The organism is Candidatus Tisiphia endosymbiont of Ptychoptera albimana (assembly GCF_964026605.1).
Classification (GTDB): domain Bacteria; phylum Pseudomonadota; class Alphaproteobacteria; order Rickettsiales; family Rickettsiaceae; genus Tisiphia.
In genome coordinates, this window is record NZ_OZ032164.1 from 141,164 (window position 1) to 167,825 (window position 26,662).

The window sequence follows — 26,662 nt, forward strand, 5'->3', positions numbered from 1 at the left end:
CTGCTAGGCTGTTTTTTTAGATTTTTCTACCTGCACGGGAATGACATCGAGCAGAAATAACTTTTGAAACTAATTGCTCTAAGAAACTGTATTTAGAAAATGAATTAACTTAAATAGGAAAAAATTATGAATAATAAAAGTAAAAAAAGCAGTTTTTTGAGAAACTTGCTAGCGACTGCTTCTATTGCTTCAGTTATAGTCGGTGGAAGTAATACGGCATTTGCTGGTGCTGTCCCAATGGGTAGGATTACTACTGGTACCCCAGCTCCCGTTAGTGAAGTAGGTGCTGGAGGTCGCAATTTGTGGTCAACTGTTGATGCTGCTGGTGCTGTTATTGGTGCTGGTGCTGACGCAGCAGGTCCAACTGATAATCAGGCAGCTATATTTGGTCGTAATGCTGATGTAATTAATATTGATGCTCCTCGGATACTTACGGCAATTAGTGCTGGTGGCAAGAATAATGCTGTTGTAAATCTTAATGCAAATCTTACTGTTGGTTCTGTCGTTGATATTCTTGGTCATGCTGGTGCTGGTGCTAATGTAGTAAATTTTACTTTTGTTGCTCCTGGTAGTACTCTTACCTTAAACGGTGCAGCTGCTGCTGAGGCTCAACATGGTTTTACTACAGCTGCTAACAATTATGCCGCTTTAGGTACGATTGACTTCACAGCTGTAGGTGGTCATACCTTGAATATTAGTCCTACTGCTCCTGCTGACATCGTATTTGCGAATTTTAAAGTTCTTAACGGTGTAAATGCAACATTGAATATTGACAATGCTAACTCTAAGACAACATTTGAACAATCAGAAGTTGCCACGGTCCAGACAATTAACATTTTTGATGGTAGCGCTGTTGAATTCAACTCTACTGTAACTCCTGTTGCTGGTGGTGGTATTGCTAATACGTTGGACTTACAACAGAGAGCAGGTAGTAGAATCAACTTTGGTGCTAATGGTGATGGTACATTGTTGCTTACTTCTAATGCTGCTGCTCATAGCTTTAGAGTTAGGAATGGATCTCTTGGTGGTAATAATAAAGATGGAGATGGTATAATTCACTTCAATACTGCTGTGAACGCTGGAACTCTTAGTCATGCAACTTTAGGTAATGCCGTAGTTGGTATAAATAAGGAGAATAGAGCTAAAAAATTCATAGTTACTGCTGCTGGTGGTGCTCGTGCAACAATTGCAGGAAAAGTATATACTAAAGAGCTTGAATTACGCGGTGGGGATATTACTTTCGGCAATGAGGTTGATGTAGGAGATCAGGGTAAGACAAACATGATAACAGCAGCGTCGACTGTAATTCTAAACGACAATAGTAATCTTGGTACAACAGATTTCCATAATATAGATAGTACAATTACTGTGGTAGCTGGTAAAACACTTGAAGGAAACTTTCATGCTGACTTAAACGGTGCTGGTAGAACTGGAACGATAGTTTTTGCAGGTGGGGGTGCATTAAAAGGTACAGTAAACAACTTGCTTGCAATTGAAAACAGTAAAGCTGGTATTCTGAAATTGTCAGGACAGCATAATGTCGATGAATTAAAAGCAACGTTTGCTGGTGCACATTTTACATTTGCTAAGGATTATAAACTGACCGGTAATATTAATGAAACTGTTGCTTTTGCTTCAAATTTAACGTTTGAGGGTGATGCTGAAATTATTGGTAACATTGGTATTGGTGGAGCAGTTGGTAATATTATCATCCCTAAGGATAGCACAGTAAAAGTTGCTGGTGCTACGATTAATGCTGCTAGTATCTTTGATGATGCTGATAGTGGAACATTGAAATTAACTAATAAAGCAGGTGATGTAACCATTACATCTACAATGAGTGCTAATAGTGGCGGTATTATTGATGCAACTGAAATGAAAAAGGATAGTACTTTAAATATTACTGGCATTATTGGTACGGATCCTGCTGGTAATGATCCTAAGGCTTTAAAGAAATTATTACTGAACGGACAAAAACCTAACTTTGACATAGCTGCAGCTGCCAATAAATGGGTTAATATTGCTGGAATTGATTTTGGTGGTGGAGCTTCAACAGTTAAGATGGATGTTGATGCTGCTAAATATGCCTTTGGAGCTTTAACAAATGCAGAGGAAGCTACATTTGCAATTAGTGAGAATGTTGACTTATATAATACAACAACCTCTAAGGATGGGGGAGTAAAGGAAATCAAGTTTACAGAAGACAATAAGACTCTTACTCTTCATAAAGGTAATGATATTACTGCTAAGAGTATAACTGCTTTCGGTGGAGCTAATGGAAGTAATCTAGTTTTTGCTGGGGATGCTGCTCTAAAAGGCGACATAGGAACATCAACCAGGAAATTTAAAGGTCTCAAAGTAAATGCTGGTGTTAAGGCAATTACATCGGGTCAAGGCTTTTTCAGCGAAAATATAGAATTAGCAGATGACAGATCTACATTAGTTGTAGATGGTAATTATACTGCTAAAGCAGTTGTTGGTAATGTTCCTGGTGGTGGAACACTGAAATTTGTTAATGATGCTGGTGTTGGTACTGGTGTAAAATTCACTACTACAGCAGCTGCTAATGCTGGTGCTATTAACGGTATATCTACCTTAGAATTGCATGGTGGTAATGTTGAATTAGTAGGTGATAACGGTCTAAAATTTAGCAATATTAAGTTTGCAACTGCTGCAAGCTTAACTTTAGCTCCAAAGATGGAACTTAAAGATATAAATGTTGATAGTACTCTTGATAGTGCGAGTTCTAAAGGTGCTAGACCTACAGTTATATTATCAGCTATTGATCACACTATTAGTAAACCTAACCGTATTGGTGATAAGGATCATTTGGTTAATCTACAATTTGCTGGAGATAATACCTTAAATGTTACTATTACAGACTTCTTTGCTGGTGTAACAACTACAACTGATAATCAAGGTGCTGTTAACTTTAAGGCTGGTTCTGATAAGGTTTATGGTTTAGGTTCTAGCGGACTCAACTTAAAAGCTGCAACTTTTGAAGTAAATACCGAAAACTTTGGTGATACTTATGTCAGTAATGCTATTATTAATGACAATATGAAGTACACAGCTGGTGGAACAGTAGCTGGTGGACTACAAGTTGGTAGTGATAAAGGTAGTTCTGTAGCTGAGTTTAAAGATGGTGTTATTTTGACAGCTGCTGTAACCAGTAGGGGAGCAGATAATAAGATTAACTTCACAGATAATGCTGCTATTGGTACTAAGCTTGGTACAGAGAATGCTCGTTTTAAGGATATAACATTTAATGGCAATAAAAAAGTAAGCTTGAAGAATGCTGCTATGTATGCAGGAGTAGTTAACTTCGGTACTGAAAGGATCGTAATTGCTGATAACAACATAATTAGTGGTACTTCACATGTTAATGGCAGTATTAATTTGAACTCTGGTAAGTTAATCTTCCAAGATAACCAAAATGACGTAAATTCTACATGGGGTCCTAAAACTTCTATTAAAACTACCTTAACTGCAGATGGAAAACTTGGTTCTATAGAAGTTAATACTCCTATAGAGGTGGCTGCTAGTGTACCAGTTAATCTTATAGTCGTGAAGGATGAAGCTCAATTAGGGGCGGATCAAGAGTACAAGTTGATTAGCAATGGTAAATATCTAATTCTAGGTAATGATGCACGATTTGGTCCTCTAACAGTAGCAAAATCAACAAATCAAGCATATGTAAAGTGGACTGTTTCTACTAAAGATGATAAAGATGTTTACTTGTTGCGTTCAAATGATGCTGCAACTATAGCTCCAGCTGATGTGAAACTTGCTGGTGGTGATGATAAAGATCAGGAAAATGCTGCTTTGCTTGGTCGTGAGGCATTTGCTGCTATGACTGATGTTGGTACGTTATCACAAGACCCAAAAGTACGTGGTGATGCAGTAAAAAGAATTGTAAATGCTGAGAATTCACTAGTGACTGATGCTGTCGAACATAATAATGCTGGGATTGCTGGTTTAGTGGGAGCAAGACTTGCTCAAGTTGATGAACAACAAAAACCTGTAGGTAGTGGTTCTGATGATGTAGCTGGTGAATCAATGGGTGCATGGGCTATGCCATACTATAATCAAGCTGTTCAGAAGGGTGAAGGTAGTGTTGTTGGCTATAAAACGAAATCTGCTGGTGGAATCCTTGGTTTCGATGCTTTAGCAAACGAAAATCTAATGATCGGTGCTGCTGTTAGTATTGTTAGAACTGATATGAAATACAAAGATTATAAAATTGGAGAGAAAACAAACATTAATACTGTGATGCTCTCTATTTATGGATCACAACAACTTGATAAAAATTTCTTTGTACAAGGTTTGGTTTCTCTTGGTTCAAATAAAATTAAGAATAGCGATCCTAGAAAAGTTCCTACTTCTCGTAATGCTAGTGGTCAGCAAATTGCTAAAGCTAGTTATGATTCTCTGTCTTACGGTGGTCAAGTATTATTTGGTTACAATGCTAAAATGTCTGACTCAATGTCATTAATACCGATGGCTGGAATTCGTTATACAGGTTCTAGCGATGAAGGTTATAAAGAAACTGGTACAGACAACGTAAATAAGGTCGTTGCTAAGAAGACTAACAATAAAGTTGAAGCTGTGCTTGGTACTAGATTTGCAGTTTCTGTAGATACTAGTGGTATTACAGTGATGCCTGAAGCCCATGCTTTTGTTTCTCAAAAGTTATTTGGTGATTCAGGGAAAGTTAGTGCTAAATTAGATGGTATGACTAGTTCGTTTGCTACTAGATCTGACAAAGAGGCAAAAACATTATTTAACCTTGGTTTAGGCGTTACTGCTAAAGCTGGTAATATGGAGTATGGAGCTGGTTACGATGCATATTTAGCTAGTAAATATGTTGGTCACCAAGGTACTTTAAAAGTTCGTGTAAACTTCTAAACTAATCTTTTAAGTTTACTTATCTATTACTTCAAACAAAAGGGTTTTCTTTTAAAAAAGAAAGCCCTTTTTGTTTAATAAGAGTGCTTACGAATTGATTCTTCCTGATAAGCTTATCGTCAGAATTTGCTTTCTCTCCTTATATAATGGGCTAAAAAATTTAGACAAAAAAGCATGTAGTTTTGTTTCGTAATAAGATAGAATAAAAAATTATACTTAGGATAAACGAATGACAAAGAAACAAAGTAGAAATTTTAGTGCAGAAGCAAAAAACTAAGATATAGTCAATTTACCCCAATTCGGGATAAGAATTAACTAATTCTTATCCCGAATTCGCGTAATTCAGGAGGATTGGGTAGCAGGAGCGGTGGAGTGAGTATCACAACTGTTGGAAGTTAAAAAATCGTCTATTAGCGAAGTGCTGTTGTAAGGCTTAAACCGTCATTGCGAGGAGTCGCTGCAAGCGGCGACGTGGCAATCTTATGAAGGAGGTCTTGACTATCATGAAGATTGCCACAGTGCCTAACGGCGTTTAGACGATTTTTTAACTTCCAACAGTTGTGCCTTCGTGGAACATCGAGAATGTTAAATCCATATCTCATATCGATACTTAGGTTACTTTAGCATTTTTTGGATATATATTTAGTCTGAAAGTAGGAGTTTATTCTCTTAATTTACCTTGAAATTTCTCATAAGCAGTTGTAACAACTTCTTGATTTAATAAATTTAAGTCTGCTTCATTTAACGTCCGATCATCTGCTTGAAATTGCACCTTAATTGCCACTGATTTTTTACCGGAAGGTAGTTTATCTCCCGAATAAATATCAAATAGATCAACAGACTTTATCATTTTTTTATTAGAATTCTTGATATAAGCAATTATCTTGCTAACCGGCTGCTCTAGATCAACTACAAAAGCATAGTCTCTAAAGGTTGGCTGGAAGTCAGAAACAATAAACTCGTCTCTTTTAGCAAATTTTGCTTTAGCAAATGGTATATTGGCAATATCTATTTCAAAGGCAAATATCTGACAGTCAATATCAAAATGTTTTAATATAGAGGGATGAATTTGTCCAAAATAGGCTATAACATTTTTACCAAGTTTTATAAGGCTTGATTTCGTCGGATGGTAATAAGGTAAATCAATAGGAGCAAATTGACACTTATCAATCGGTAGACCTACATAATCTAAAACATTTTCTAAGTCAGATTTAATATCAAAAACATCTACTAAGCGAGCTGCAGAATGACAATCTTTTTCATTATATAGTCCGCATCTTACTGCAGAAGCAAAAATTAATTCTCCATCTGATGTACAAGAGTTAAAGATTGGTCCCAATTCCATCAAAGCAATTTCTTTAATGGATCTTGTTAAATTCTTTTGAACTAATTTAAGTAATTTAGGCATGATGCTAGGTCGCATATAATTATTATCAACATTAATAGGATTTAGCAAAAATAACTCCTCTTTTATTGGAGCAAATAATTTTGCTATTTCACTATCCATGAATGAATTTGTTACTACCTCATCATACCCATAACTGGCTAAAATTCTTTTAATATCAGAAATTCTTCGTTGCTCTTTAGGTATAATCCTTGTTAGTTGCATTTCTGGTAATTTAATCGGCTCTAATTTGTCATAGCCGTAAATACGAACAATTTCTTCAACAATATCTTCTTTAATTGTGATGTCATGTCGCCAAGATGGTATGGTAAGTTTGAGAGTATCGCCTATATCTACTATAATAAAGCCAAGATTTTTTAGAATGTTACAAATCTCTGTTTTGCTTAAGTTTAGACCGGTTATTTTAGCTAGGCAATTTATAGGGAAGTCCAAGGATTTTTGTACAAAAGCAAACCCTTCATTATACACTATATCAGAAATTTCACCTCCACAAATAGCTAAAATCATTTTACTTGCAATATTTAAGGCTTTTAAGGTAAATGCCTGATCAATATTACGTTCAAAACGATATCTAGAATCAGTATCAATCTGTAGAGATCTCCCCGTTTTAGTAATATATTTAGCAGAAAAACACGCCGCTTCTAGCAAAATATTTTGCGTCCCAAGCTCACTTTTACTACTATCACCTCCTATAATACCAGCAAGAGTAAGTACTTGCCTATCATCTTGAATTACCAAAGATTCTTCATCTAAATCATATTCTTTGCCATTTAAAGCTAGAAATTTAGTTTTCTCTTTAAGTAGTGTAATTTGCAGCTTATCTGATAATTTACTTCTATCGTAAGCATGCATTGGTTGCCCGAAACTATACGATATATAGTTAGTGACGTCCACTAGGGCTGAAACCGGTTTTAGCCCAATATTTTGCAATAATTGCTTTAACCAATCAGGGCTTGTCTTGTTTTGTAAATTTCTTATTTCCCGAAAGCAGAATAATGGGCATGCTTCTTTATTTTCTACCTGCAAGGTTAATGTAGATTCAAATTCTCCAGCAATTGATGGCACTTCTAATTCTTTAAGCGTACCAATACCCTTGCTAGCTAGGTCTCTAGCTATACCATAGACGCCAAGAGCATCACCACGATTTGGGGTAACGTTAATATCAAAAACTGGGTCATCATACCCATAATATTGTATAAGTGACTCTCCTATCTTAGCATCGGGCATCAGTTCTATTATACCATCAGAATTAGTACCCACTAATAGTTCTTCTTCAGAACATAACATTCCGCAACTTTTTTCTCCGCGAATTACTGATTCTTTAATTTTAAATTTACCATTTGGAATTTCACAACCAATTTTTGCCAATACTACTTTAATATTCTCCCTAGCATTACTTGCTCCACAAACTATTTGTAAAATTTCCTCGTTAGTTTGGACTTGACATATCTTAAGTTTATCCGCCGATGGATGGGGTTTAGTAGATAATATGTGAGCTACTTCAAAATCTTTTAGCTCCGTCCTTCTATCTACTATTTCTTCCACTTCTAGACCAAGCATGGTCAAACAGTCAGCAATATCTGCAACAGTACTCTCAGTATCTAAGAATTTTTTTAACCAAGATAAAGTAAATTTCATCTTGTTAATCCTCCAGCTAGAGTTGGCAAGTCAAAAGCAGAGAAGTTATAGTGTTTTAACCATCTTATATCTCCTTCAAAAAATTGCCTGAGATCCTTGATACCATATTTTAACATAGCAAAACGCTCAACACCTAGACCAAAGGCAAACCCTTGATAATGATCACTATCTATATTAACATTTTTAAGAACGTTTGGATGAACCATACCACAACCAAGCACCTCAAGCCATTTATTGCTACCCTGCATCTTAATATCCACTTCTGCCGATGGCTCGGTAAACGGAAAAAAACTTGGTCTAAAACGCACTTCAATATTTGTTTGTTCAAAAAAATCTTTAATAAATTCCGTGATAAGGTATTTTAAATGCCCCATATTAATATTTTCATCGAGTACTAGACCTTCAATCTGATGGAACATCGGTGTATGCGTCATATCGGAATCCGACCTATAAGTTCTACCAGGAGCGATAAACCTAAAAGGCGGTTTATCATTTTGCATGGTTCTGATTTGTATCGGTGAAGTATGAGTACGTAACAATAGGGGGTGTTCTGCCTCTTTTGCCTTTAGATAGAAAGTATCGTGCATCTGCCTTGCTGGGTGATCTTCATAAAAATTTAGGGCAGTGAAATTATACCAATCGTTCTCAATAGTTGGACCATCCTTAATGGTTAGCCCAAATTTTGTAAATACTTGAATTAATTCTTCAGTAGCTTGGGTAATGGGGTGTATGCTCCCCTTCTTATACTGCCGAGCTGGAATTGTTAAATCTGTCTTTTCTTCAGCAAATCGTTTATTTAATTCAATTTCCTCCAAGGCTGCTTGTTTTGCTTCTAGCAAATTACTAATCTGTTCTTTAAGCAGATTAACTGCCTCGCCTAACTTTTTACGATCATTTTGCTCAAGACTACCAAGCTTTCTCATTTCTTGGTTAAGTAAGCTTTGTTTCCCAAGAAACTCCACCCTAATTTGTTGCAACTCTGATAGAGCTTGAGTTAATTCTATTCTGCTTTGTGCAGATTTTAATATTTGGTTTAGATGATTCATAACAAGTTAATAATAATATCGAGCCATAAATATTAGACTATATTTTATTATATCTCTAGATTAATTAGAAGCAAATGTCAATAACATGTTATTGACAATGACTTAGAAAAAAACTTGATTATCGAGTATTATTACTGATATAGTTATTATATTAGTAATAGTGTTTTATAATAGTTTTTATTTCGCTTTTGGTTGTAAAATCATCCACTACGGTCACCAATTTTTATTTTAAAATGATTAATTTTAAAACTCTTTCAATTTACCTACTCAGGCTATATTGTAGCTATTTCATCGGTATATTGCTTCTGCTTATCGGGGTTTTAATTCTTTCAAATATCTTTGACCTTTTGCAAAAATTTAAAGCTGTATATATCCCAACACATTTTTTTTGGAAACTTGTATTATATAAAATACCTTATTTAGTTAATGAAGTAGCTTCTCTTCTTAGCTTCATTGCGATGTTATTTTTTCTAAAAAGACTAACTAAACATAACGAACTAATAACTATTTTATGCAATGGTATCCATATTTGGAGGGTTATTGCTGTTCCAGTTTTTGCAACGGTGATTTTTGGTATAATACTAATAACTATATGCAACCCTATTGGTACATTTGGTTTACAAAAATATGAATCTTTAGAAGCAAAATTGAGTAAAAAGACATCTAATAATTTGATAATATCAAAATCTGGTTTACTATTTTTTGAGAATTATCAAGGCAATAAAAGAATTATTCAGGCTGGGTCTATTGATGTAGTGAACAATAAGTTAAATAAGATTATTATATTATTTTTAGATGACAAAAATAATTTCTTAAAAAGAATTGATGGGGAATATGCTATTTTAGTTGATAATAATTTAAAACTAACTTCTGTAAAAATCTCGGATAACTATAATGTCAAACAATATGAGCATTTTACCGTTCCAACAAATTTATCAATAAGTAACTTACTAAATAGTTTTATAAATCCTGAGATGATTGCTATTTGGGATTTACCAGATACAATTAAACATTTAGTAGAATTTGGTTTGCCAATAACTAACTATCAAATTTATTTCTATAAACAATTATTTAAGCCTATAATTATGGCTACCACAGTGATTTTAGCAGCCTGCTTTTTTAGTCTCAAGCAACGTGATAATTCTCAAGAAAAAATCTTAGTAATTGGCTTATTTCTAGGTTTTATTATTTATTTCCTATTAGAGATTTTGTTTAAAATACTCGCGTATAATGCAACCCCCCCTTTCTTAGCTATTTTATTGCCAAATATATGTATATTATTTTTCAGTAATTTTGTTATTATGCATTCTCAAGAAACCTGATGCGTTAAAATGATTTGATTTTGGAGAAATAAAAATGCTAACAAACTTTTTCAGGAAATTTGTATGTGATATGGCCATAGATCTTGGTACGGCTAATACTTTAGTGTATGTCAAAGGCAAAGGAATCGTACTTAACGAACCTTCTGTAGTTGCATTGATTAAAGTGGACGGAGCATTTAAGCCATACGCATTTGGTCAGGAAGCAAAAAATATGTTAGGACGTACCCCAACAGACATTGAAGCAAAAAGACCACTAAAAGATGGTGTTATAGCCGACTTTAAGGGAGCTGAAGAAATGATAAAATATTTCATCAGAACAGTACATAATCGTAGATCATTTACTGGTCCAATGATTATAATTTGTGTACCCTCAGGTTCTACACCAGTTGAGCGTAGGGCTATTCAAGAAGCAGCAGAGAGTGCAGGAGGTAGAGATGTATACCTTATAGAAGAACCTATGGCAGCAGCAATTGGTGCCGGCTTACCAGTAACAGAAGCAACTGGTTCAATGATTGTTGATGTAGGTGGAGGGACAACAGAAGTAGCCGTCCTATCATTAGGTGGTATTGTGTATGCTAGATCAGTACGGGTAGGTGGCGATAAAATGGATGAGTCTATTATTTCTTATATTAGAAGGCATTATAATTTACTAATCGGCGAAGCTACAGCAGAAAAAATCAAAAAGCAGATTGGAGCTGCTTACGTAGATGATAGTTTAGAACCAAGAGTAATGGAAATTAAAGGACGAGATTTAATCCATGGTATCCCTAAAGAAATGCTACTAAACGAAAGACAAATTGCTGACAGTCTAATTGAACCAATTAGTCAAATTGTAGAAGCAGTAAAAGTGGCGTTGGAATGCACTCCTCCAGAGCTTTCATCCGATATTGTAGATACAGGAATTGTTATGACTGGTGGTGGGGCATTACTCCGAAACTTAGATCATGTCCTAAAAGAAGCAACTAAACTGCCGGTAATTATTGCTGATCAAGCACTATCATGCGTAGCTCTTGGTACGGGAAAAGTACTAGAAGATTTTCAAAAATTTAAGCATGTGTTATTTAAACAAGATTAACCAATGGCATTACTTGCAAACAGAATAAAGCGTTCTAGTAAAATGGTAGAGTTTGCTAGATTTATACTTGTTACTTTGAGACGTGTTTTCGTTTTATTTTTTGTTATCGCCTCACTTTACTTATTTCTTGCTGCTCCAAAAAGATTTTCTTCCATTTCTCTTGAAGTCGTTGGACATGTTATTTTTGGTGGATTGCTAATTCATGAAAACATATTTAAGCAAATTAATTTAATAACCCAAAATTTTATTTATTTACGAGACTTAGCAAGAGAAAATATCGAACTACAATTAGAAGTGGCAAGACTAAGAAAGTTACAGAGTAATATATATTTGATCCAATCTGAGAATAAAGAACTAAAAAAACTACTATCAGTTGTAGAAGAAGAACAATATAACTATGTCAGTGCTAAATTACTAAGTGTTTCATTAAACCCCTTCAGTAGAACTGCTTTAGTGTCAGCTGGAGTAAGACATGGTGTGGAAGTTGATCAGATAGTTACCAACAGTGAAGGATTAGTTGGGCGAGTAATACAAGTAAGCAACAATTACTCTAAAATAATTTTAGTTAATGACGTAAACTCTCGAATCCCGATCACTACCGTATCTTCAAAAGAGAAAGGTATCATGAGTGGTTATGGTAATGGTAGCAAAATACTCTATTTACCAAAAACTCATCTTGTCCAAAAAGGCGAAAAAGTTATAACATCTGGTTATGGTAATATTTACCCTTACGGCATAACGGTAGGTTACGTAAAAAAAGCAAATGCAGAAAAGGTTCTTGTAAAGCCTGTAGTTGACTTATCAAAAACTGAGTTTGTCAGTATATTGCTTCCTCAATGAATCTAATAATTGGCTTTTATACTGCTATGATTTCAAGAGTTGATAGACGAATAGGTCAATTTCAAGAAGAGCTATGCAGTAGCAAAGTCGAGCAGCTAGGCGTACATGAGTAACTAGGCAGCTGAAATCTTTAGACACAACGACCTTAATTCTTGAAGTTCTACCTGAGTATATTATGTTTGGACAAAATCCTAAAAGACCAGCAATATTTAATGATGGAACTAATCTAGAAATCAAAAGTATTTTTAAGACTATTCAGGGAGAAGGGCCTTTTGTAGGTATGCCTGCTATTTTTATTAGGCTTGGCGGATGCAATCTTGCTTGTAATTTCTGCGATACCGACTTTGAAGATTTTAATATATTAACTATTAACAATATTATCGAAGAAGTTGAAAAACTGGCAATTAATAGACCTCTTGCAGAATTCGCTTCTGCTAGGGAATTTGCAGGAGTCATGGAATCTCAATCCCAATCCCCAGCGTATTTAGATCTACGTGAGGGGCAGAGTACCGGTAGCACGCACAAATTACCAGCAAAAGTAGAATTATGCAAGATATCTAATATCAAATTAGTGGTTATAACTGGTGGTGAGCCTTTTCGTCAACCTATAGAATTATTGTGCTACAAATTATTAGATTTGGATTATATAGTGCAAATTGAAACTAATGGCACATTATATCGTGATCTTCCAGATAAAGTCCATATAGTTTGCTCACCAAAAGCTGGGAAAAATGGTTATGCACTATTGAGAGATGACTTGCTATCTCATATTAATGCCCTAAAATTTTTGGTGGCTAAAAATATACCCAAATACTCTAACATACCAGAAGTAGGACAAAGCAAGTATAATATACCAGTATTTATTCAGCCTATGGATCAAAATAATCTGTTGCTAAATAAAGAAAATGAACGGTTAGCTATTGATTTGACCATTAAGTATGGTCATCGCCTTTCCTTACAAACTCATAAGATTTTGGGTATTGAGTGATTATATATTAGATATCTTTGACAAACTCGCTTATGCTGAAGAATTTAAAGAAGCCACGGAATCTCAACCCGCAGCGGACGATGATGTACGTGAGGAGCAGAGTACTGGTAGCACGAATAAATTACCAGCAGAAGTAGCAGCCAAGAATATAACAGCTGATAACCAACTAAGTAGAATAGTTAGGTTCAAACATACGGAGTTTATGGGCATAAAGTTGATATCCGCTTCCTCTTGATTAATAACATTCATAATTTACTAATGCTTTTTTATTTCTATTGCTTTTTGGTCATATCGATTTTTTGCTTGTAGGACTATTTCCTGAATTTTTTTCTCAAAGACCTTAATAGGTGGCAATTCAGTCCAATATTCTGCTACATGTATGCCACTTGCTGATACATCCAAAAGCTCAATTTGAGCATGTGATTTTTCAGTGCAGAGAATAATGCCAATTGGCGGGTTTTCTCCTTCAAAGGTCTCATACTTCTTAAGCCAATTTATATAAAGCTCCATTTGTCCTTTATATTCTGCCTTAAATTTGCCAGTTTTGAGTTCAATCGCTACTAACCTTTTGAGTTTCCGGTTATACATAAGTAAATCTAAGTAAAAATGCTCATTATCTATGGTCATTCGCCTTTGACGTGCAACAAATGAGACTCCTGTACCAAGCTCTAAAATAAATTGTTCAATTTGCTGCAAAATAGCACTTTCTAGATCACTTTCATAAGGTGCATCCGGCAAATTTAAAAATTCTAATATGTATGGGTCTTTTAACACTAACTCTGGAACTAATTCATTATTTGATTTTAATAATGACAAGATTTGTCCACTATGTTTTTCAGATTTCTTGGATAACTCGCTTCTTTCATAAATCATTCTATGGATGCTAGTGCGAAGTTGCCGTACACTCCAATTACCTTGTATACACATATATGCGTAAAATTCTCTTTGGTTTTGTTCTTTCAATGGCAATAACTCTATTATATGACTCCAGCTTAATTGGTTCGACAGTGTCGAACTAATCTCTATATTCGAAAAATGATCATAAAATTGGATCATTCTTACAAGTGATATACGAGAAAAACTTTTACCATACTCTAGAGATAAATGTTGTGCTAAAAATTGGACAACTTGCTTTCCATACTCTGCTCTTTGATCTTTTAAGATTTCTTCCTTAATTCTCTTACCTACGTGCCAATATACCATAGTCATCTCAGAGTTTGCTACTCTTGCTATTCGGTTTTTGGCTTGAGTTATCAGAAGTTTTATATCCTCTATCAAAGAATTATGGTCATTCGTTATTATTTGGTTCATTTGTTTTTCCTATCATTGCATATGGTTATTTTAATTATGATTTCTTATGCTCAGCTATTCTTGCTTGAATCAACTCGTAAACTTCATGGGGATTTTAAGTTGAAAAAATCAATCCCTGCACCTTCTATACTGGCATTAGTAGTCATTGAAATTATTCCAAGTTCAAACCACCTTTGAATAAAATTTTGCTTTAAAGTGATTTCTTTAATATCTTCGTATTTAATGTTCTTTTGTTTATAATTTATAAAACTATTGATATAAGATATTTTATCTTTGTCAATTATAAATTCATCAAATAAATAAGAAAAACGAAGAGAGCAAATAAAACAAAACACTAGTACACTATAAAAAACAAAAAATAGACTTCTTTCGAAACTAGGCAATGGTGTAGAATGGTGTTATAAATATCTGATTTGAAGTAATAATGAAATTCGAACATATTAAAGAGTTAGAGGATGAAAAATTTCGTCGATTAACAGGAGTAAGGAAGGGAACATTCTCAAAGATGGTGGATATTTTGAGGCAAGCTGATGGTCTTAGAATACCTTAGAGAATACCGTACTTATTTCCATATAGGTCAGAACTATGGGATTAGTAAAAGTTCAGCATATAAAGCTGTTAAATGGGTAGAAGAGGTCCTAGTTAAACACCCAAACTTTGCTCTTCCAGGTCGTAAAGCTCTAATGAAGAGTGATATGAATTATGAAGTAGTCTTGATTGATGCTACTGAGAGTCTTATAGAAAGACCTAAGAAAACAAAAATTATACCGCTACAACGCTGATAACTCTAGCTTCTGAAGCTTATGAAACCTTCAAAGGTTCTGAAAGCCCTCAAAAACGCAAAATGATAAATTTCGTATTTCAGAACCTCAAACTAAGGGGCAAAAAACTTGAGACCTCCCTACGTTTCCCGTTCGATATTTTTGAAAAAACGACAACTTGTACCGAATGGCGGGGCGTAGTGGACAATTTCAGAACCACGATAGACATAAAATTATTAATCATTCAAACGCTTACAGTCTATTACTAAAGCTCTGTAACCTGATATTGTAACTCCATATTCTTACCGCAAAAAGCCATGCAGATTTTTAGTATTTGTTTAACATGTTGCTGCTCTTTTATTTTAGTATCATATTTCCTATCAATAATTTGTTGTAGACCAGACCCTGCTATAGTCGTTAAATCTTCTGAAGGTTTAGCGATTTTATACTCAATCACCATGGCCTTATCACCTTTACCAACTTTAGGAATCATGATTACGTCGGCTCGACCGCTACCAGACTCCTGCTCACTTGATACTATATAGTTAGAAGCTAGCATATTAACAAATCCAAGCATAAAGCCGCTATAAAATAATTCTGCTTTTTTTTCTCCTACTTGGTGAAAACTAGTGCTACTGTGCAGCAACTCCTGCATTCTTTGTTTAAACTCCTCTATCCTGCCTGCTGGTAGCAAGCTAATTAGCGGATAATATTTGCTACTACCTATTTGTAATTGCTCGCTAACCCACTGGAGTATTCTAGCACTGTATATATGCCTTACTTCTTTATTAGGAGCCGATAACTTATATACCGATAAGTCATAAATATCTTCTTCTAATATTTTAGCAACAGGACTTAAATAACCACTAAATAATAATAAGCTAAACAATCCTGCCGGATGATGGATAGTAGCAAAATTAATATGTTTAGTAATATTAGACTCTATACTTCTGCCAGCAGCCAAGCTTTGCAAATCTTCTTGTACTTCATCTGACAACAAGACATGGTCGATCCAGCCAGTTCCTCCACTATCTAGCCAGTAATGATCAAGCTTACCTTCACTTGATAAACACATCATAATTGACCAAGGGTTATAGATGACTTCTCCCCCAAAATTATAGCCATTATACCAATCCTTAATTTCTGCTGGACTGCTAGTAAGTGGCACTTTAGTTAATAACTCATCCACTTCTGTTTGAGTAAATCCATAGCTACTTGCAAAGTTTTTATCTAATAAACTATATTCTTTAACATTATTCAAACCGGAAAATAATTCAGCTTTAGCAATTCGCAAAATTCCTGTAATAACTCCCCGTTCAACTGGTAATTCTTGACTGCCAGTTTCCTTTTTAAAGGTAGATTTCATGATCCCACGAAAAATTTCTAATACTTTCTGAAATTCTGCCTCATTAGTACCAAACCATCTGTAAGCACTATTAATGGGCGTATCATATTCATCAATCAATACCCAAGGCTTTTTATTGTAATGTTTGTACAGCAAGTGGCTTAAAATAGCCAAACTATTTTTGATATTGTCTAGAGTTACTTCCTCAAATAAATATTGGTTGAAATCAGCTATCTCACTTGTTTTCAGTTTGTTACTATCACTTAAATAGCCATGTGCCTGAAACAATTTCCGTAACTGACTTTTTACTCCTTGTTCAATATCGTGATAGCTTGAGCCTTCTACGCTTTTAAAAGTGATAAATATTACGGGGAATTGGTTTTGATAATCTAGAATCAGATCTTGATACTCAGATATTTTAAGTGGCTTAAGTAACTTTTTCTTACCACTCGCTAGTCCTAAATCTACTTCTCCCCCAACAAATAATTTATAATTTACTCGTTCTTGTGGCAGCAAAGGATTCCCCTCATTGTCTAGCTCTATTTCTAGAAAGCGTCTGACCATATCCATATTAATACTTTTCCCCCAACGTCTTGGTCGAGTAATTAGAGTCACTGCTCCATTATCCTCTAGCAATTCTTTGATCATTAGGCTTTTGTCAACGAATACATCACTGTTTAATAATAATGTTTTAAAGTCATCAGTGCCAACAAACATCTTTGGTTGATAATTAATATTATTTTTATTCTTTTTTTCTGTCATTGTTTTTACGAGTTTCTACTAACTATAAATACCATTATACACCTTTTTTATTATCCACTAATAGATTATTAGTAAAATTTTTGCTAATTATACTATTTTTTTCAATATTGAAAATCAAGCCTTAACTTTTGTATTCTAGTCAGGGTAATTTAATAATTAAAAAACTTGATTATTAAATAAAAATGATATATTTGATTTATAAAGTTAATTGCTAAATGAAATTGAAGATATAAATTAATGAATACTCAGGATATAGTTTGCATAGCTCTTTTTGCTGCAATTACGGCTGCATTAGGTATCATACCTGGTATCGTAATTTCTGTTATTGGTGTTCCTATAAGTGTACAATCTCTAGGAGCTATGCTTTCTGGCAGTATTTTAGGAGCTAAAAGAGGCGCTTTATCTCAAATTCTTTTTCTAGTAATAGTATCACTTGGTCTTCCAGTTCTTGCTGGTGGGTATGGAGGCTTAGGATCAATTTTAGGACCTAGTGGTGGATTTCTTTTAGGATGGCCGATTGCAGCGTTTGTTATTGGTTTTTTATTTAAAAAAAATTGGTCTAATTTAACTAATATTAGTGCTTTTATATATATAATAATTGGAGGCATACTAATTATGTATATTATAGGTATTTTATGGCTTAATATAATTACTAATATTCCTATAAATCAAGCTCTTATTGGAAGTATGATATTCATACTAGGAGATATTATTAAAGCAATTATTGCTACTACTATAGCAATGGTAGTAAAACGTTCTTACCCTATAATACAAGATTAAGTTTTTATTTTATAATTTTAATATTAGTGAAAGTAAAGCTATAAAGTCTATATGATAAAAATTGAAAATGTTAGTTACAGTGTTAATAATTATGACATTTTATCAAATATAAGTTTAATATTAGGTGAAAGAAAGATTGGTATAGTCGGAGCAAATGGTAGTGGAAAAAGTACATTTGCAAGACTTCTTAATGGTATTAAACTACCTACTACTGGACTTGTAACAATTGATGGTTTAGATACACGTAAATTTGGTAAAGAAATAAGACGGAAAGTTGGATTTGTATTTCAGAATCCAGACAATCAAATTGTTTTTCCAATAGTTGAAGAAGACCTTGCTTTTGGTTTAAAGAATCTTGGTTACAATAAAGATAAGATTGAGCAAAGTATAAATTCAATCTTATCCTTATATAATATACATAATTTGCGTAAATCTCCATCTCATCTTCTTAGTGGCGGACAAAAGCAATTATTAGCTATTGCCGGGGTATTAGTTATGAAACCTGATTACATAGTATTTGATGAGCCTACGACGCTTTTAGATTTAAGAAATAAAAAAAATATTTTCCAAGTAATAGAAGATTTACAGCAAGTTGTTATTATGATTTCTCATGACCTTGAATTATTATCAAATTTTGATCGTGTAATTGTTTTTGATCAAGGGCAAATAGTTGGGGATGATCATCCTTCTATTACTATACCTTTATATAAAAATATGATGATATGAATTTAGATACTTATTATCAATATAACTCTCCTATCCATCGCTTATCCCCAAGGATTAAGCTATATTCTCTAGTCGTTTTTTCAAGCGGATTATTTTTAGTATCTAATTTATTTTTGCTTAGTATAAGCTTATTTTTTACATTTTTTTTATATTTTATAGCCAAAATACCACTACAAAAATTATTTATTCAATTACGCCAGATTATTATTATATTATTAATTATTCTACTTGTTCATATATTTACCAATAATTGGATAATAGGAGTACAAGTCACCATTCGATTCGCAACATTATTACTTTTTGCTTCATTGATAACACTTACAACACGTATATCTGAAATGATTGATAGCCTTAATGAAATTTTAATTTTATTATCTTATGTTGGGATTAATCATAAGAAAATAAGTCTATCCCTATCTCTTGCCATACGATTTATTCCTGTGATTGTTAGTATCTTTCAAGAAATAAGTGTAGCTCAGCGTACCCGTGGTTTAGAACGTAATTTTATTGCAACTATAATTCCTACAATTATAAAAATTCTAAAAACGGCAGAAAATATTGCTGAAGCTATTGAATCACGTTCTTGGTAATTAACTAATTATATTTATAGAATGAAGAAGAATATCATATATTTATATAATGATTTAGGAGTGTCTATCGAATCTATTAAGCACACTATGTATACATTAAAGCAAATTGTTTTACCCAACTATAAAATACATTTCATTAGTGCCGCAGAAATTATAGAAAACAAATGGTCAAATCAAGCTGCTCTATTAATAATACCCGGAGGGAGGGATTTATATTATACTAAACAACTTAATGGAAAAGGAAATAAAGCTATAAAAGATTATGTAGAAATTGGAGGTAATTATTTAGGTATTTGTGCCGGGGCTTATTACGGTTCAGGATTCGTAGAATTTGATAAAGATGGTTCTTTAGAAATCCTAGGAGAAAGAGAATTAGCATTTTTTCCTAACAAAACTATCGGTCCTGTCCTTGCAAAATACAATTATGACGATAATAGTGGTGTACGTGCAGCATTAATTAAGTTAGCTATAGACGATAATTTTTTATCTAAAAAAATTATGATTTATTATAATGGAGGTCCTTATTTTGTAGATACTCAATTATATAAAAATATAAACACTCTTGCGTACTATCAATTTCTAGACCAGTCAGTTCTACCAGCAGTTTTAAAAATCAAATATAATAAGGGAAATGTAATTTTATCTGCCGTACACTTTGAGTATTCTTCAAAGTTATTAAATATGAATGATAAATTTCATGCTCAAATTGTATCTGAATTAGAACAAAGTGAATTTGATAAAATTAAATTCGCGGGTGTTATTTTTAAATATTTAGGGCTTAGTACACGATATAAGGTTCATTTGTAAATCGTGGTTTAGCAAAAGTCGTAAAACCTCAGATTTTGGACATTATTGCCATGAGCATAACAAAATTCTCAAAAGTAAAAAAATTATTATTAGCTCCAGTAATTTGTCTTTTTTGAATTATATGAATATTTTCTATACCAGTGATAGCATACTGCTTGTAAATGAAAAGTTGATAGACGATAGAATCAAAATCATGATAGTAGCAGGCATTACCAAATCGAGGTGCTAGGCGTACATATAGTACGTGAGCATGCGAATCCATGATATTTTCAAAAAACAATTCGTAGAAGCAGAAGAGTATAATAGCAGCAGAACGAAAACTTTTAAAACCAAGCATTGGTTTAGTTCGTTTCTTGATACAGCGGTGGTCTTATTCAACTATATTATTCAGATACTTATTTTGCAAAATTTGAATCTGTTGGTCGTTTGGTACGTCTTTATTAATGCTGTTTAAAGCTGAGATATTACTACCACTTTTATCAATTACTACTTTATCAGGACGACCATTATATTTAAATACTTTACGAAAAAATGCTTTGACCGCTGCTTTATCTCGGTATTTACGTAGTAAAAAGTCTATAGTAGCTCCTAATGAATCAACTGCTCTATAAAGGTATATCCATTCACCATTTACTTTAATGTATGTTTCATCCATTCGCCAGCTATTACCAACAGGTTTCTTGTATTTTCTAACTCGCATGTCTATTAATTTTTTGAACTTAATTACCCACCTTTGTAGAGTAGCATGCTCTATTTTCTCACCCCTGATAATTGCTTCATGTACACAATAACATAATTATTTTTGGTGAAGAACAAAATTCTTTAAAATATTTTAGCAACTCTGAAGCACCAAACAAAATGCTAAGCATTATGTAATAACATAAACAAACTGTTGGTAGTGAACTATGGTAAAAATAAAACCTTCTTTAAACCAGTTTGTTAAAGCAATATGAAATGGCATAGATACATCTTTTATTTAACCTACTTTTCTACCATTTAAAACAGATGCAAACCAGTAATTGCGTATAAGTTTATTGTATATTTGCCACTAAACTTAATATCTACGTTATTTTCTATAAAAAATACTTTGCAAATTAAAAAATATACCTTACTTTATATAAAGTAAAATAAAGAGGTTTCTTAATTTTACCATTCATATATCAACAACCTTAAGATCAGTTGATTTATAATTTGTATGATTATAAATCAACCTAATTAAAAATAGATAATTTTATGAAAAATCAAGCAGGGCTACTCCAAGAGAAAAGCATAACACAAAATACTATGATTACATATAGTCAATCAGAAACTGTATTAAATTCTAGAACCAAACTTATAAATTATCATTATGACTTAATTCCTTCTACTCAACTTTTAGCTCGCGAGCAAGTTAACAATCTTATTCCTGTTCCTGATCAGTGGTACTTATATACATCAAATGGACAATCTAGTGGAATAGGACAGCACGATAGAAAATGGGAATCACCATATGGTCTTAATGTATATGCTACTTATTGCTTTTTTTTAAAACAGGAAGTTAGCACGATGGTTTTATATATACCCCCAATCGTAGGATTATCAGTTACTCAAGTTTTAGAAAGTTATGATATCAAATGCAGTTTAAAGTGGACAAATGATATCCTAATAAATCAAAAAAAAGTAAGCGGAATTTTAAGCGAATGCACAAATGAAGATAGAGGAGGTTTTATATCTGTATTAACTGGTATAGGGATTAATGTAAATTCTGAGTACAAACATTTATCTAATATATTACAACCTGCTACTTCTATGAAAATAGAAACAGGAAAAAATTATGATTTAAAAGAAGTTATTTACAAACTATCCAATATTTTTGAAACAAATATTAATTCTTTAATTATCAACAATTTTAAGATATTTAAAGTACCTATTGAACAACACTTAGAAAAATTTGATAATTTACCTATAATTTTTGATACCACATCTGACTCATCCGATCGGTATATTGTAGGATTTATAAAAGGTATAGGAAATGAAGGAGAATTATTACTAACTATTAAAAATACGGGAGAAGAAAAAAGTTTTTTTAATGGTAGAATTTTACGGGGCAAAGAAATAGAACAAGCTCTTTCAAATACATCCGTATTAGAAAAATTAATAAGTAAAATACACTTTGACACTATAGATTCAACTCAGGTATATGCTAAAAATCATCTTAATTTAATACAAAATGATTGGAAGGTAGTAGTTGCAGATTATCAAAACAAAGGTATAGGGATTTCTGGTGATTGGATTTCTCCAAAAAAACAAAGTATTTTAGCTACTTTTTTATTACCCCATCCAAATAAACTCAATGATTTACAATTAGACCAAATTACGGCTTTAAGTGTATTAAATACACTTAAAGAATGTGGTGTAACTCAAGAAATAAAAATTAAGTGGCAAAATGATGTACAAGTGCAAGGAAAAAAAGTATCAGGAATTTTAACCGAAATTTTAGATTATAATAACCATAAAATATGTCTTATCGGAATAGGAATTAATATTAATCAGGATGAAGAATCTTTAAAGGAGGTAAATCAACCTATTACTTCTTTAAAAATAGCAGTTAATTCTGAGTCTAACCTTTCTGTAGAAGAAATATTTTTACTCTTAGAAAAAAACTTATATTTAAATATTACTACTGCTAGTCAATATGGATATGAATATAGTAAGGCTGATATAGAAAGTAATTTAGCATTTTTTAACACTGTAGTTAAAGTATTTGATGAAGATACAAAAACTAACTTAATAGGTAAATTAATTGGATTAGGCGATGTAGGAAGTTTATTGATTGATTCTGATTCAATTCATGAAGTAATTAATGGTAAAATAAGTATTGATTACAACGATTCAGTATATATGTAGTCTAGTAATATAATCTGTAAAGGATTATGTGAACTTCTGAGCTAAAAATGTTTACCGACAATATATAATTATCTACAAGTTCTATAGGAAGCAAACTCTTGATAGAAGGCTTGTTATCTAATAACTGATAGCTGATTAGGTAGGGTAACATATGACTATTAAAGTAGTTGAGATTTAGTCTCAATAATAATCTGTTTTATCTTATAAATTTTACAGGGCTAAACTATGTTAAATCACTTTGATAACAAGGATTTTAAATTGCAAAATCACCATGTTGAACACTTTAAACAACATGGTTTTGTTAAGTTAAGCAAATTTTTAAACGATAATGCTATATCATTTCTACAAGAAAGAGCAGAATCTGAAATGCAGGATAGCCATTTCAAAGATTTTGTCAGTAGAATGAGATACGAGCTAACACAGCAAAAAGATAAGATGTATCAATTAATATCTCAATCATTTTTCCAAGAAACTCTATTAACTATTACAGGGCAGGAATTGTTTTTTGCTTTTGATATGGCTGTTGAGATTGAAAAAAACAAGAGTTCGGGTTTTCCTTGGCATGTGGGAACACAAACGTTTGCCATACAAAAACTAGAAAACTTTGGTTGCACTATATGGATACCACTTAACTCAATTTACGTAGAAAAACAAGCTGGAGGAATGGCTTATGTATCACAAAGCATTATTTGTGGAAAAGTTATTTATGAAAAGATTGAACCTGCAATCGTATCGACCCTTGAAAAGAAGGAAGAAAAGGGAGTAAAAACAAGCTTAGAAGATTATTATGCCCTTAGACATGGTTTTTTAAATTCTTCCGCTATATTGGACATTTTAGAAACTCATAAGATTGAAGAGGATTATGAAGTGGGAGATGTAGTCTTGTTCAATAAAAATGTAATTCATAGAAGCTCTCGTCTTAAAGATGGACCTTTGGCAAAAAGAGCCGCTTTTATTTTACGCTTTATGGGAGTTGATTCCCGTTTTAATAAACAGCAGGCCTTAAATATTGACTATCCTGCAAGAAAATATGGTGCTACTTTGTTCGCACAAACTCATAAACAAATGAACTTAGAGGACGGACAGCTTTTTATTGAAAGTAGCTATTTTGATAACATTGATAAGCGTATGATTAAGAAAATTCATAACCTTAATTAAATTAATAATAGCCTTAAAACATGTAATTTATCAGTTTATATAATAACAATTCCTCTAGCTTGACTAGCACGCTTTAGTAAGTTATCAGAGGTCGCTAGTGGTAAGTTATAATGTAATGCTAATTCTAAATAGTCGATCCGTCAAAAAGGCTGTAGACATAAGAGATAATACATGTTCGTGGTCAAAAATCACATCAAAATCCATAAGATTTTTACCTTAATTTTGTTCAAAACCTTATGGATTTTCAAAATTTTTAAGTCTAATCATAGAACAATGCCTGTCATTCCTAGCTAAAGGCGGGAATCTAAAATGGTTTCCAAAAAGCCCTGAGGTATTATAGATTCCTGCCTTCGCGGGAATGACACCTTTTGCATTTAAATATAGTAGATGTTGTGTTTTTAGACTTTTGAAGGATTGACTATTTACTTTAACGTGAATTGCCAATTAATTGCTAACCACAAAGCTGAATTTTATCAAGCCTTTGAAGGTAACTTATAGCATAAAAAGGCTCAAAATTAGCTATATTTTAAAATATAGCTAATTTTAACGAACATTTTAACTACAACTCTTACTTGTAAAGTGCTTTAAATAAGGGTTTACCTGTATAATTAATTGGCAACTCGCGTTACTTTACCAAATTTCAGGTACAAAATCTAAAATAACCAACTCAAAAGCAGTCTTGTACAAGTTCAATCTACCTTGTCAAGCAGTTTTATATTATTACAAAAACATTAAATATTTCCAATATATCTGTAATTTTTTGCCTTTTTAAACAAAGAAGTATTTTTATTAAATTTTCTAACCAATTTTCACGTTTGAGTTATTATTACAAAAAGCTTACTTTTAATAAAGTAATTTGTAATATTTTTAACTTACTACCAGTTCAATAAAATTATAGCTACTTTTTCTTAAATTTATACCGTTCTTTTTTTACACCTAACTCATATTTTCTACCTATAGCTATTTTTTAGATAAACCATTTTCTTTTTTTAATACCCTTTCTTCTATTCCCACCCACCCTACCTAAACCTATCAGGGAGATTCTGCTGCCTATATGAAGCTTGCCAATAAAATAAACTAGGTAGTTACAAGTTAGGTTTTAGCATTTGTTTTCCTTGCACCCGCACTTGGGCAAACTAGGTAAACCTAGTTTGCCTGCACTCAAAGATTCAGTTTTTTTATTGGTGATTGCTATTACCCAAAAACTTACAGCTTATAGCGGTAATAGCAATGGCAATATATCACTGTAATAAATCAGAAGTACGAAGAAGCAAAGGACAAAATGCAGTTGCAGCAAGTAGCTATATTTCAAGAAGTAAATTGCAGTTTTTTACAACTGACCGTAAAACAGGAGAAAAACGCACTATTACCTATAATTTTAACAGCAAGAAAGGACTTATTCATAGCGTAATTCTAGCTCTAGAGGGTTCTCCTAGTTGGGTGTATGATAGACAAGAATTATGGAATAGAGCAGAAAGTAGCGAAACAAGAAAAAATGCTGAAACCGCTAGAAAGCTGACCATAGCCTTACCAAAGGAATTAACTCAACAACAGAATACTGAACTTACCGAACACTTTGCTTCTGAGTGCCTAGTTAGCCATGGCATGATAGCAGATATAAACATTCATTATGACAATCCAAATAATCCTCATGTTCACATTCAGATGACTACTAGAAAACTACTACGTTTAGAAAATGGCGAAGTAATTTTTGGTGAGAAAGGGCGTGAATGGGGAAGAAGAAATTTTTTATATTATTATCGGGAAAATGTAGCCTATTTCATCAACCAATATTTAGAAAAATATGGTCATTTAGCTAAAGTATCGCATTTATCGCATAAAGCAAGAGGAATTGATTTAATACCGACTATCCATGAAGGAACAGCGTGGTATATAAAAGACTCGAAGCTAAAATTAACTAATATACAAATACTAAAAGAAAATGCCGCAAAGATTAAAGCAAATCTAGAATTAAGAGAGATAAGTAAACAATTAGTAGTAGAAGATTTAACAACAGAAAATGTTAAGGAAAGTTCTGTCCAAGATTTAACTATTTTAGCAGATGGTAGTAAGCAAGATAGTGAGGTATCTAGCACAACTAGTACGGTAGAAGAATTTAACAATTTTAGCCACTGTCTCCAGTTCAACACTGCTATAATAAATTTTACAAAAAAATCACTAATTGTGAGCAAAAAGGTGTACTTCTCGGATTAATAAAGATATGTGTGAAGATAATACTACGTGGTGTAGTGTTAAGCACCGAGGTTAGAACAAAGATCGGAAAATTTTTAAATCTAACCTCAGTGTCTATTTC

Annotated in this window: 19 protein-coding genes and 2 pseudogenes; 15 read left to right on the plus strand and 6 right to left on the minus strand. The window is 32.9% G+C overall.

Annotation, left to right across the window (positions count from 1 at the left end):
- Positions 1 to 126 precede the first annotated feature (126 nt).
- Positions 127 to 4,908 carry an autotransporter outer membrane beta-barrel domain-containing protein gene (locus tag AAGD36_RS00760; protein WP_341755513.1) on the plus strand — a complete coding sequence of 1,594 codons (4,782 nt, stop codon included), beginning with the start codon at positions 127 to 129 and terminating at the stop codon, positions 4,906 to 4,908.
- Positions 4,909 to 5,569: 661 nt separating this feature from the next.
- On the opposite strand, the gene pheT is transcribed toward AAGD36_RS00760, so the two are convergent.
- Complete coding sequence (pheT, locus tag AAGD36_RS00765; RefSeq protein ID WP_341755514.1) at positions 5,570 to 7,951, minus strand: phenylalanine--tRNA ligase subunit beta; 2,382 nt, start codon at positions 7,949 to 7,951, stop codon at positions 5,570 to 5,572.
- Positions 7,948 to 8,997, minus strand: coding sequence for a phenylalanine--tRNA ligase subunit alpha (gene pheS / locus AAGD36_RS00770; protein WP_341755515.1), 1,050 nt, complete (start codon positions 8,995 to 8,997; stop codon positions 7,948 to 7,950). Before pheS ends, pheT begins: the two co-directional genes overlap by 4 nt.
- Before the next feature lie 233 nt (positions 8,998 to 9,230).
- Here pheS and AAGD36_RS00775 point away from each other — a divergent pair, with 233 nt between their 5' ends.
- The 5 genes from AAGD36_RS00775 to AAGD36_RS00795 all read left to right on the plus strand — a co-directional run bounded on the left by AAGD36_RS00775 (position 9,231) and on the right by AAGD36_RS00795 (position 13,457).
- On the plus strand, positions 9,231 to 10,319 hold the full coding sequence (locus AAGD36_RS00775) for an LptF/LptG family permease (RefSeq protein WP_341747837.1): 1,089 nt from the start codon (positions 9,231 to 9,233) through the stop codon (positions 10,317 to 10,319).
- A 34-nt stretch (positions 10,320 to 10,353) separates the two neighbouring features.
- On the plus strand, positions 10,354 to 11,394 hold the full coding sequence (locus tag AAGD36_RS00780) for a rod shape-determining protein (protein ID WP_341751642.1): 1,041 nt from the start codon (positions 10,354 to 10,356) through the stop codon (positions 11,392 to 11,394).
- 3 nt (positions 11,395 to 11,397) lie between these two features.
- Positions 11,398 to 12,234, plus strand: a complete 837-nt coding sequence (mreC, locus tag AAGD36_RS00785) for a rod shape-determining protein MreC (RefSeq protein ID WP_341755516.1) — start codon at positions 11,398 to 11,400, stop codon at positions 12,232 to 12,234.
- Positions 12,235 to 12,409: 175 nt separating this feature from the next.
- Positions 12,410 to 13,222, plus strand: a complete 813-nt coding sequence (locus tag AAGD36_RS00790; RefSeq protein ID WP_341755517.1) for a radical SAM protein — start codon at positions 12,410 to 12,412, stop codon at positions 13,220 to 13,222.
- Positions 13,215 to 13,457, plus strand: a complete 243-nt coding sequence (locus tag AAGD36_RS00795; RefSeq protein WP_341755518.1) for a palindromic element RPE1 domain-containing protein — start codon at positions 13,215 to 13,217, stop codon at positions 13,455 to 13,457. The genes AAGD36_RS00790 and AAGD36_RS00795 overlap by 8 nt, the downstream gene beginning before the upstream one ends.
- A 20-nt stretch (positions 13,458 to 13,477) precedes the next feature.
- Here the strand turns inward: AAGD36_RS00795 and AAGD36_RS00800 are convergent, their stop codons facing one another.
- Together AAGD36_RS00800 and AAGD36_RS06925 are read right to left on the minus strand one after the other, a co-directional pair.
- Positions 13,478 to 14,533: a YhcG family protein gene (locus AAGD36_RS00800; RefSeq protein ID WP_341755519.1), complete on the minus strand. Its 1,056-nt coding sequence runs from the start codon at positions 14,531 to 14,533 to the stop codon at positions 13,478 to 13,480.
- Positions 14,534 to 14,616: 83 nt separating this feature from the next.
- Positions 14,617 to 14,868: a PH domain-containing protein gene (locus AAGD36_RS06925; RefSeq protein ID WP_375331921.1), complete on the minus strand. Its 252-nt coding sequence runs from the start codon at positions 14,866 to 14,868 to the stop codon at positions 14,617 to 14,619.
- An 89-nt stretch (positions 14,869 to 14,957) separates the two neighbouring features.
- Between AAGD36_RS06925 and AAGD36_RS00805 the strand changes: the two are divergent.
- Together AAGD36_RS00805 and AAGD36_RS00810 are read left to right on the plus strand one after the other, a co-directional pair.
- A pseudogene (locus tag AAGD36_RS00805) lies at positions 14,958 to 15,288 on the plus strand (helix-turn-helix domain-containing protein); the annotation flags it as partial.
- Between the two features lie 89 nt (positions 15,289 to 15,377).
- Positions 15,378 to 15,563 (plus strand): hypothetical protein, encoded by a 186-nt coding sequence (locus AAGD36_RS00810; RefSeq protein ID WP_341755520.1) that lies wholly within the window; start codon positions 15,378 to 15,380, stop codon positions 15,561 to 15,563.
- Here AAGD36_RS00810 and AAGD36_RS00815 read toward each other — a convergent pair.
- The gene (locus AAGD36_RS00815) at positions 15,560 to 17,401 is read right to left on the minus strand and encodes an AAA family ATPase (RefSeq protein WP_341755521.1); all 1,842 of its coding nucleotides are present in this window, start codon (positions 17,399 to 17,401) and stop codon (positions 15,560 to 15,562) included. The two genes, AAGD36_RS00810 and AAGD36_RS00815, sit on opposite strands and share 4 nt — an antisense overlap.
- A 237-nt stretch (positions 17,402 to 17,638) precedes the next feature.
- Between AAGD36_RS00815 and AAGD36_RS00820 the strand changes: the two genes are divergently transcribed.
- Genes AAGD36_RS00820 through AAGD36_RS00835 form a run of 4 tightly spaced genes read left to right on the plus strand, consistent with a single transcriptional unit; the run spans position 17,639 to position 20,304 of the window.
- The gene (locus AAGD36_RS00820) at positions 17,639 to 18,181 is read left to right on the plus strand and encodes a biotin transporter BioY (protein WP_341755522.1); all 543 of its coding nucleotides are present in this window, start codon (positions 17,639 to 17,641) and stop codon (positions 18,179 to 18,181) included.
- A gap of 51 nt (positions 18,182 to 18,232) precedes the next feature.
- A complete protein-coding gene (locus AAGD36_RS00825) occupies positions 18,233 to 18,907 on the plus strand; it encodes an energy-coupling factor ABC transporter ATP-binding protein (RefSeq protein WP_341755523.1) in 675 nt (224 codons plus the stop codon).
- A complete protein-coding gene (locus AAGD36_RS00830) occupies positions 18,904 to 19,497 on the plus strand; it encodes an energy-coupling factor transporter transmembrane protein EcfT (RefSeq protein WP_341755524.1) in 594 nt (197 codons plus the stop codon). The genes AAGD36_RS00825 and AAGD36_RS00830 overlap by 4 nt, the downstream gene beginning before the upstream one ends.
- Positions 19,498 to 19,518: 21 nt before the next feature.
- Entirely contained in the window at positions 19,519 to 20,304 is a 786-nt protein-coding gene (locus AAGD36_RS00835; RefSeq protein WP_341755525.1) for a BPL-N domain-containing protein, read from the plus strand.
- A 295-nt stretch (positions 20,305 to 20,599) separates the two neighbouring features.
- Here AAGD36_RS00835 and AAGD36_RS00840 read toward each other — a convergent pair.
- Positions 20,600 to 21,173, minus strand: a pseudogene (locus AAGD36_RS00840) (IS6 family transposase); the annotation flags it as partial.
- A gap of 364 nt (positions 21,174 to 21,537) precedes the next feature.
- On the opposite strand from AAGD36_RS00840, the gene AAGD36_RS00845 reads away from it, so the two are divergent.
- From AAGD36_RS00845 to AAGD36_RS00855, 3 genes are all read left to right on the plus strand, one after another.
- A complete protein-coding gene (locus AAGD36_RS00845; protein ID WP_341755526.1) occupies positions 21,538 to 23,190 on the plus strand; it encodes a biotin--[acetyl-CoA-carboxylase] ligase in 1,653 nt (550 codons plus the stop codon).
- Between the two features lie 225 nt (positions 23,191 to 23,415).
- Positions 23,416 to 24,348, plus strand: coding sequence for a hypothetical protein (locus tag AAGD36_RS00850; RefSeq protein WP_341755527.1), 933 nt, complete (start codon positions 23,416 to 23,418; stop codon positions 24,346 to 24,348).
- A 1,230-nt stretch (positions 24,349 to 25,578) separates the two neighbouring features.
- Positions 25,579 to 26,562, plus strand: coding sequence for a MobA/MobL family protein (locus AAGD36_RS00855; RefSeq protein WP_341755528.1), 984 nt, complete (start codon positions 25,579 to 25,581; stop codon positions 26,560 to 26,562).
- Positions 26,563 to 26,662: the final 100 nt, after the last annotated feature.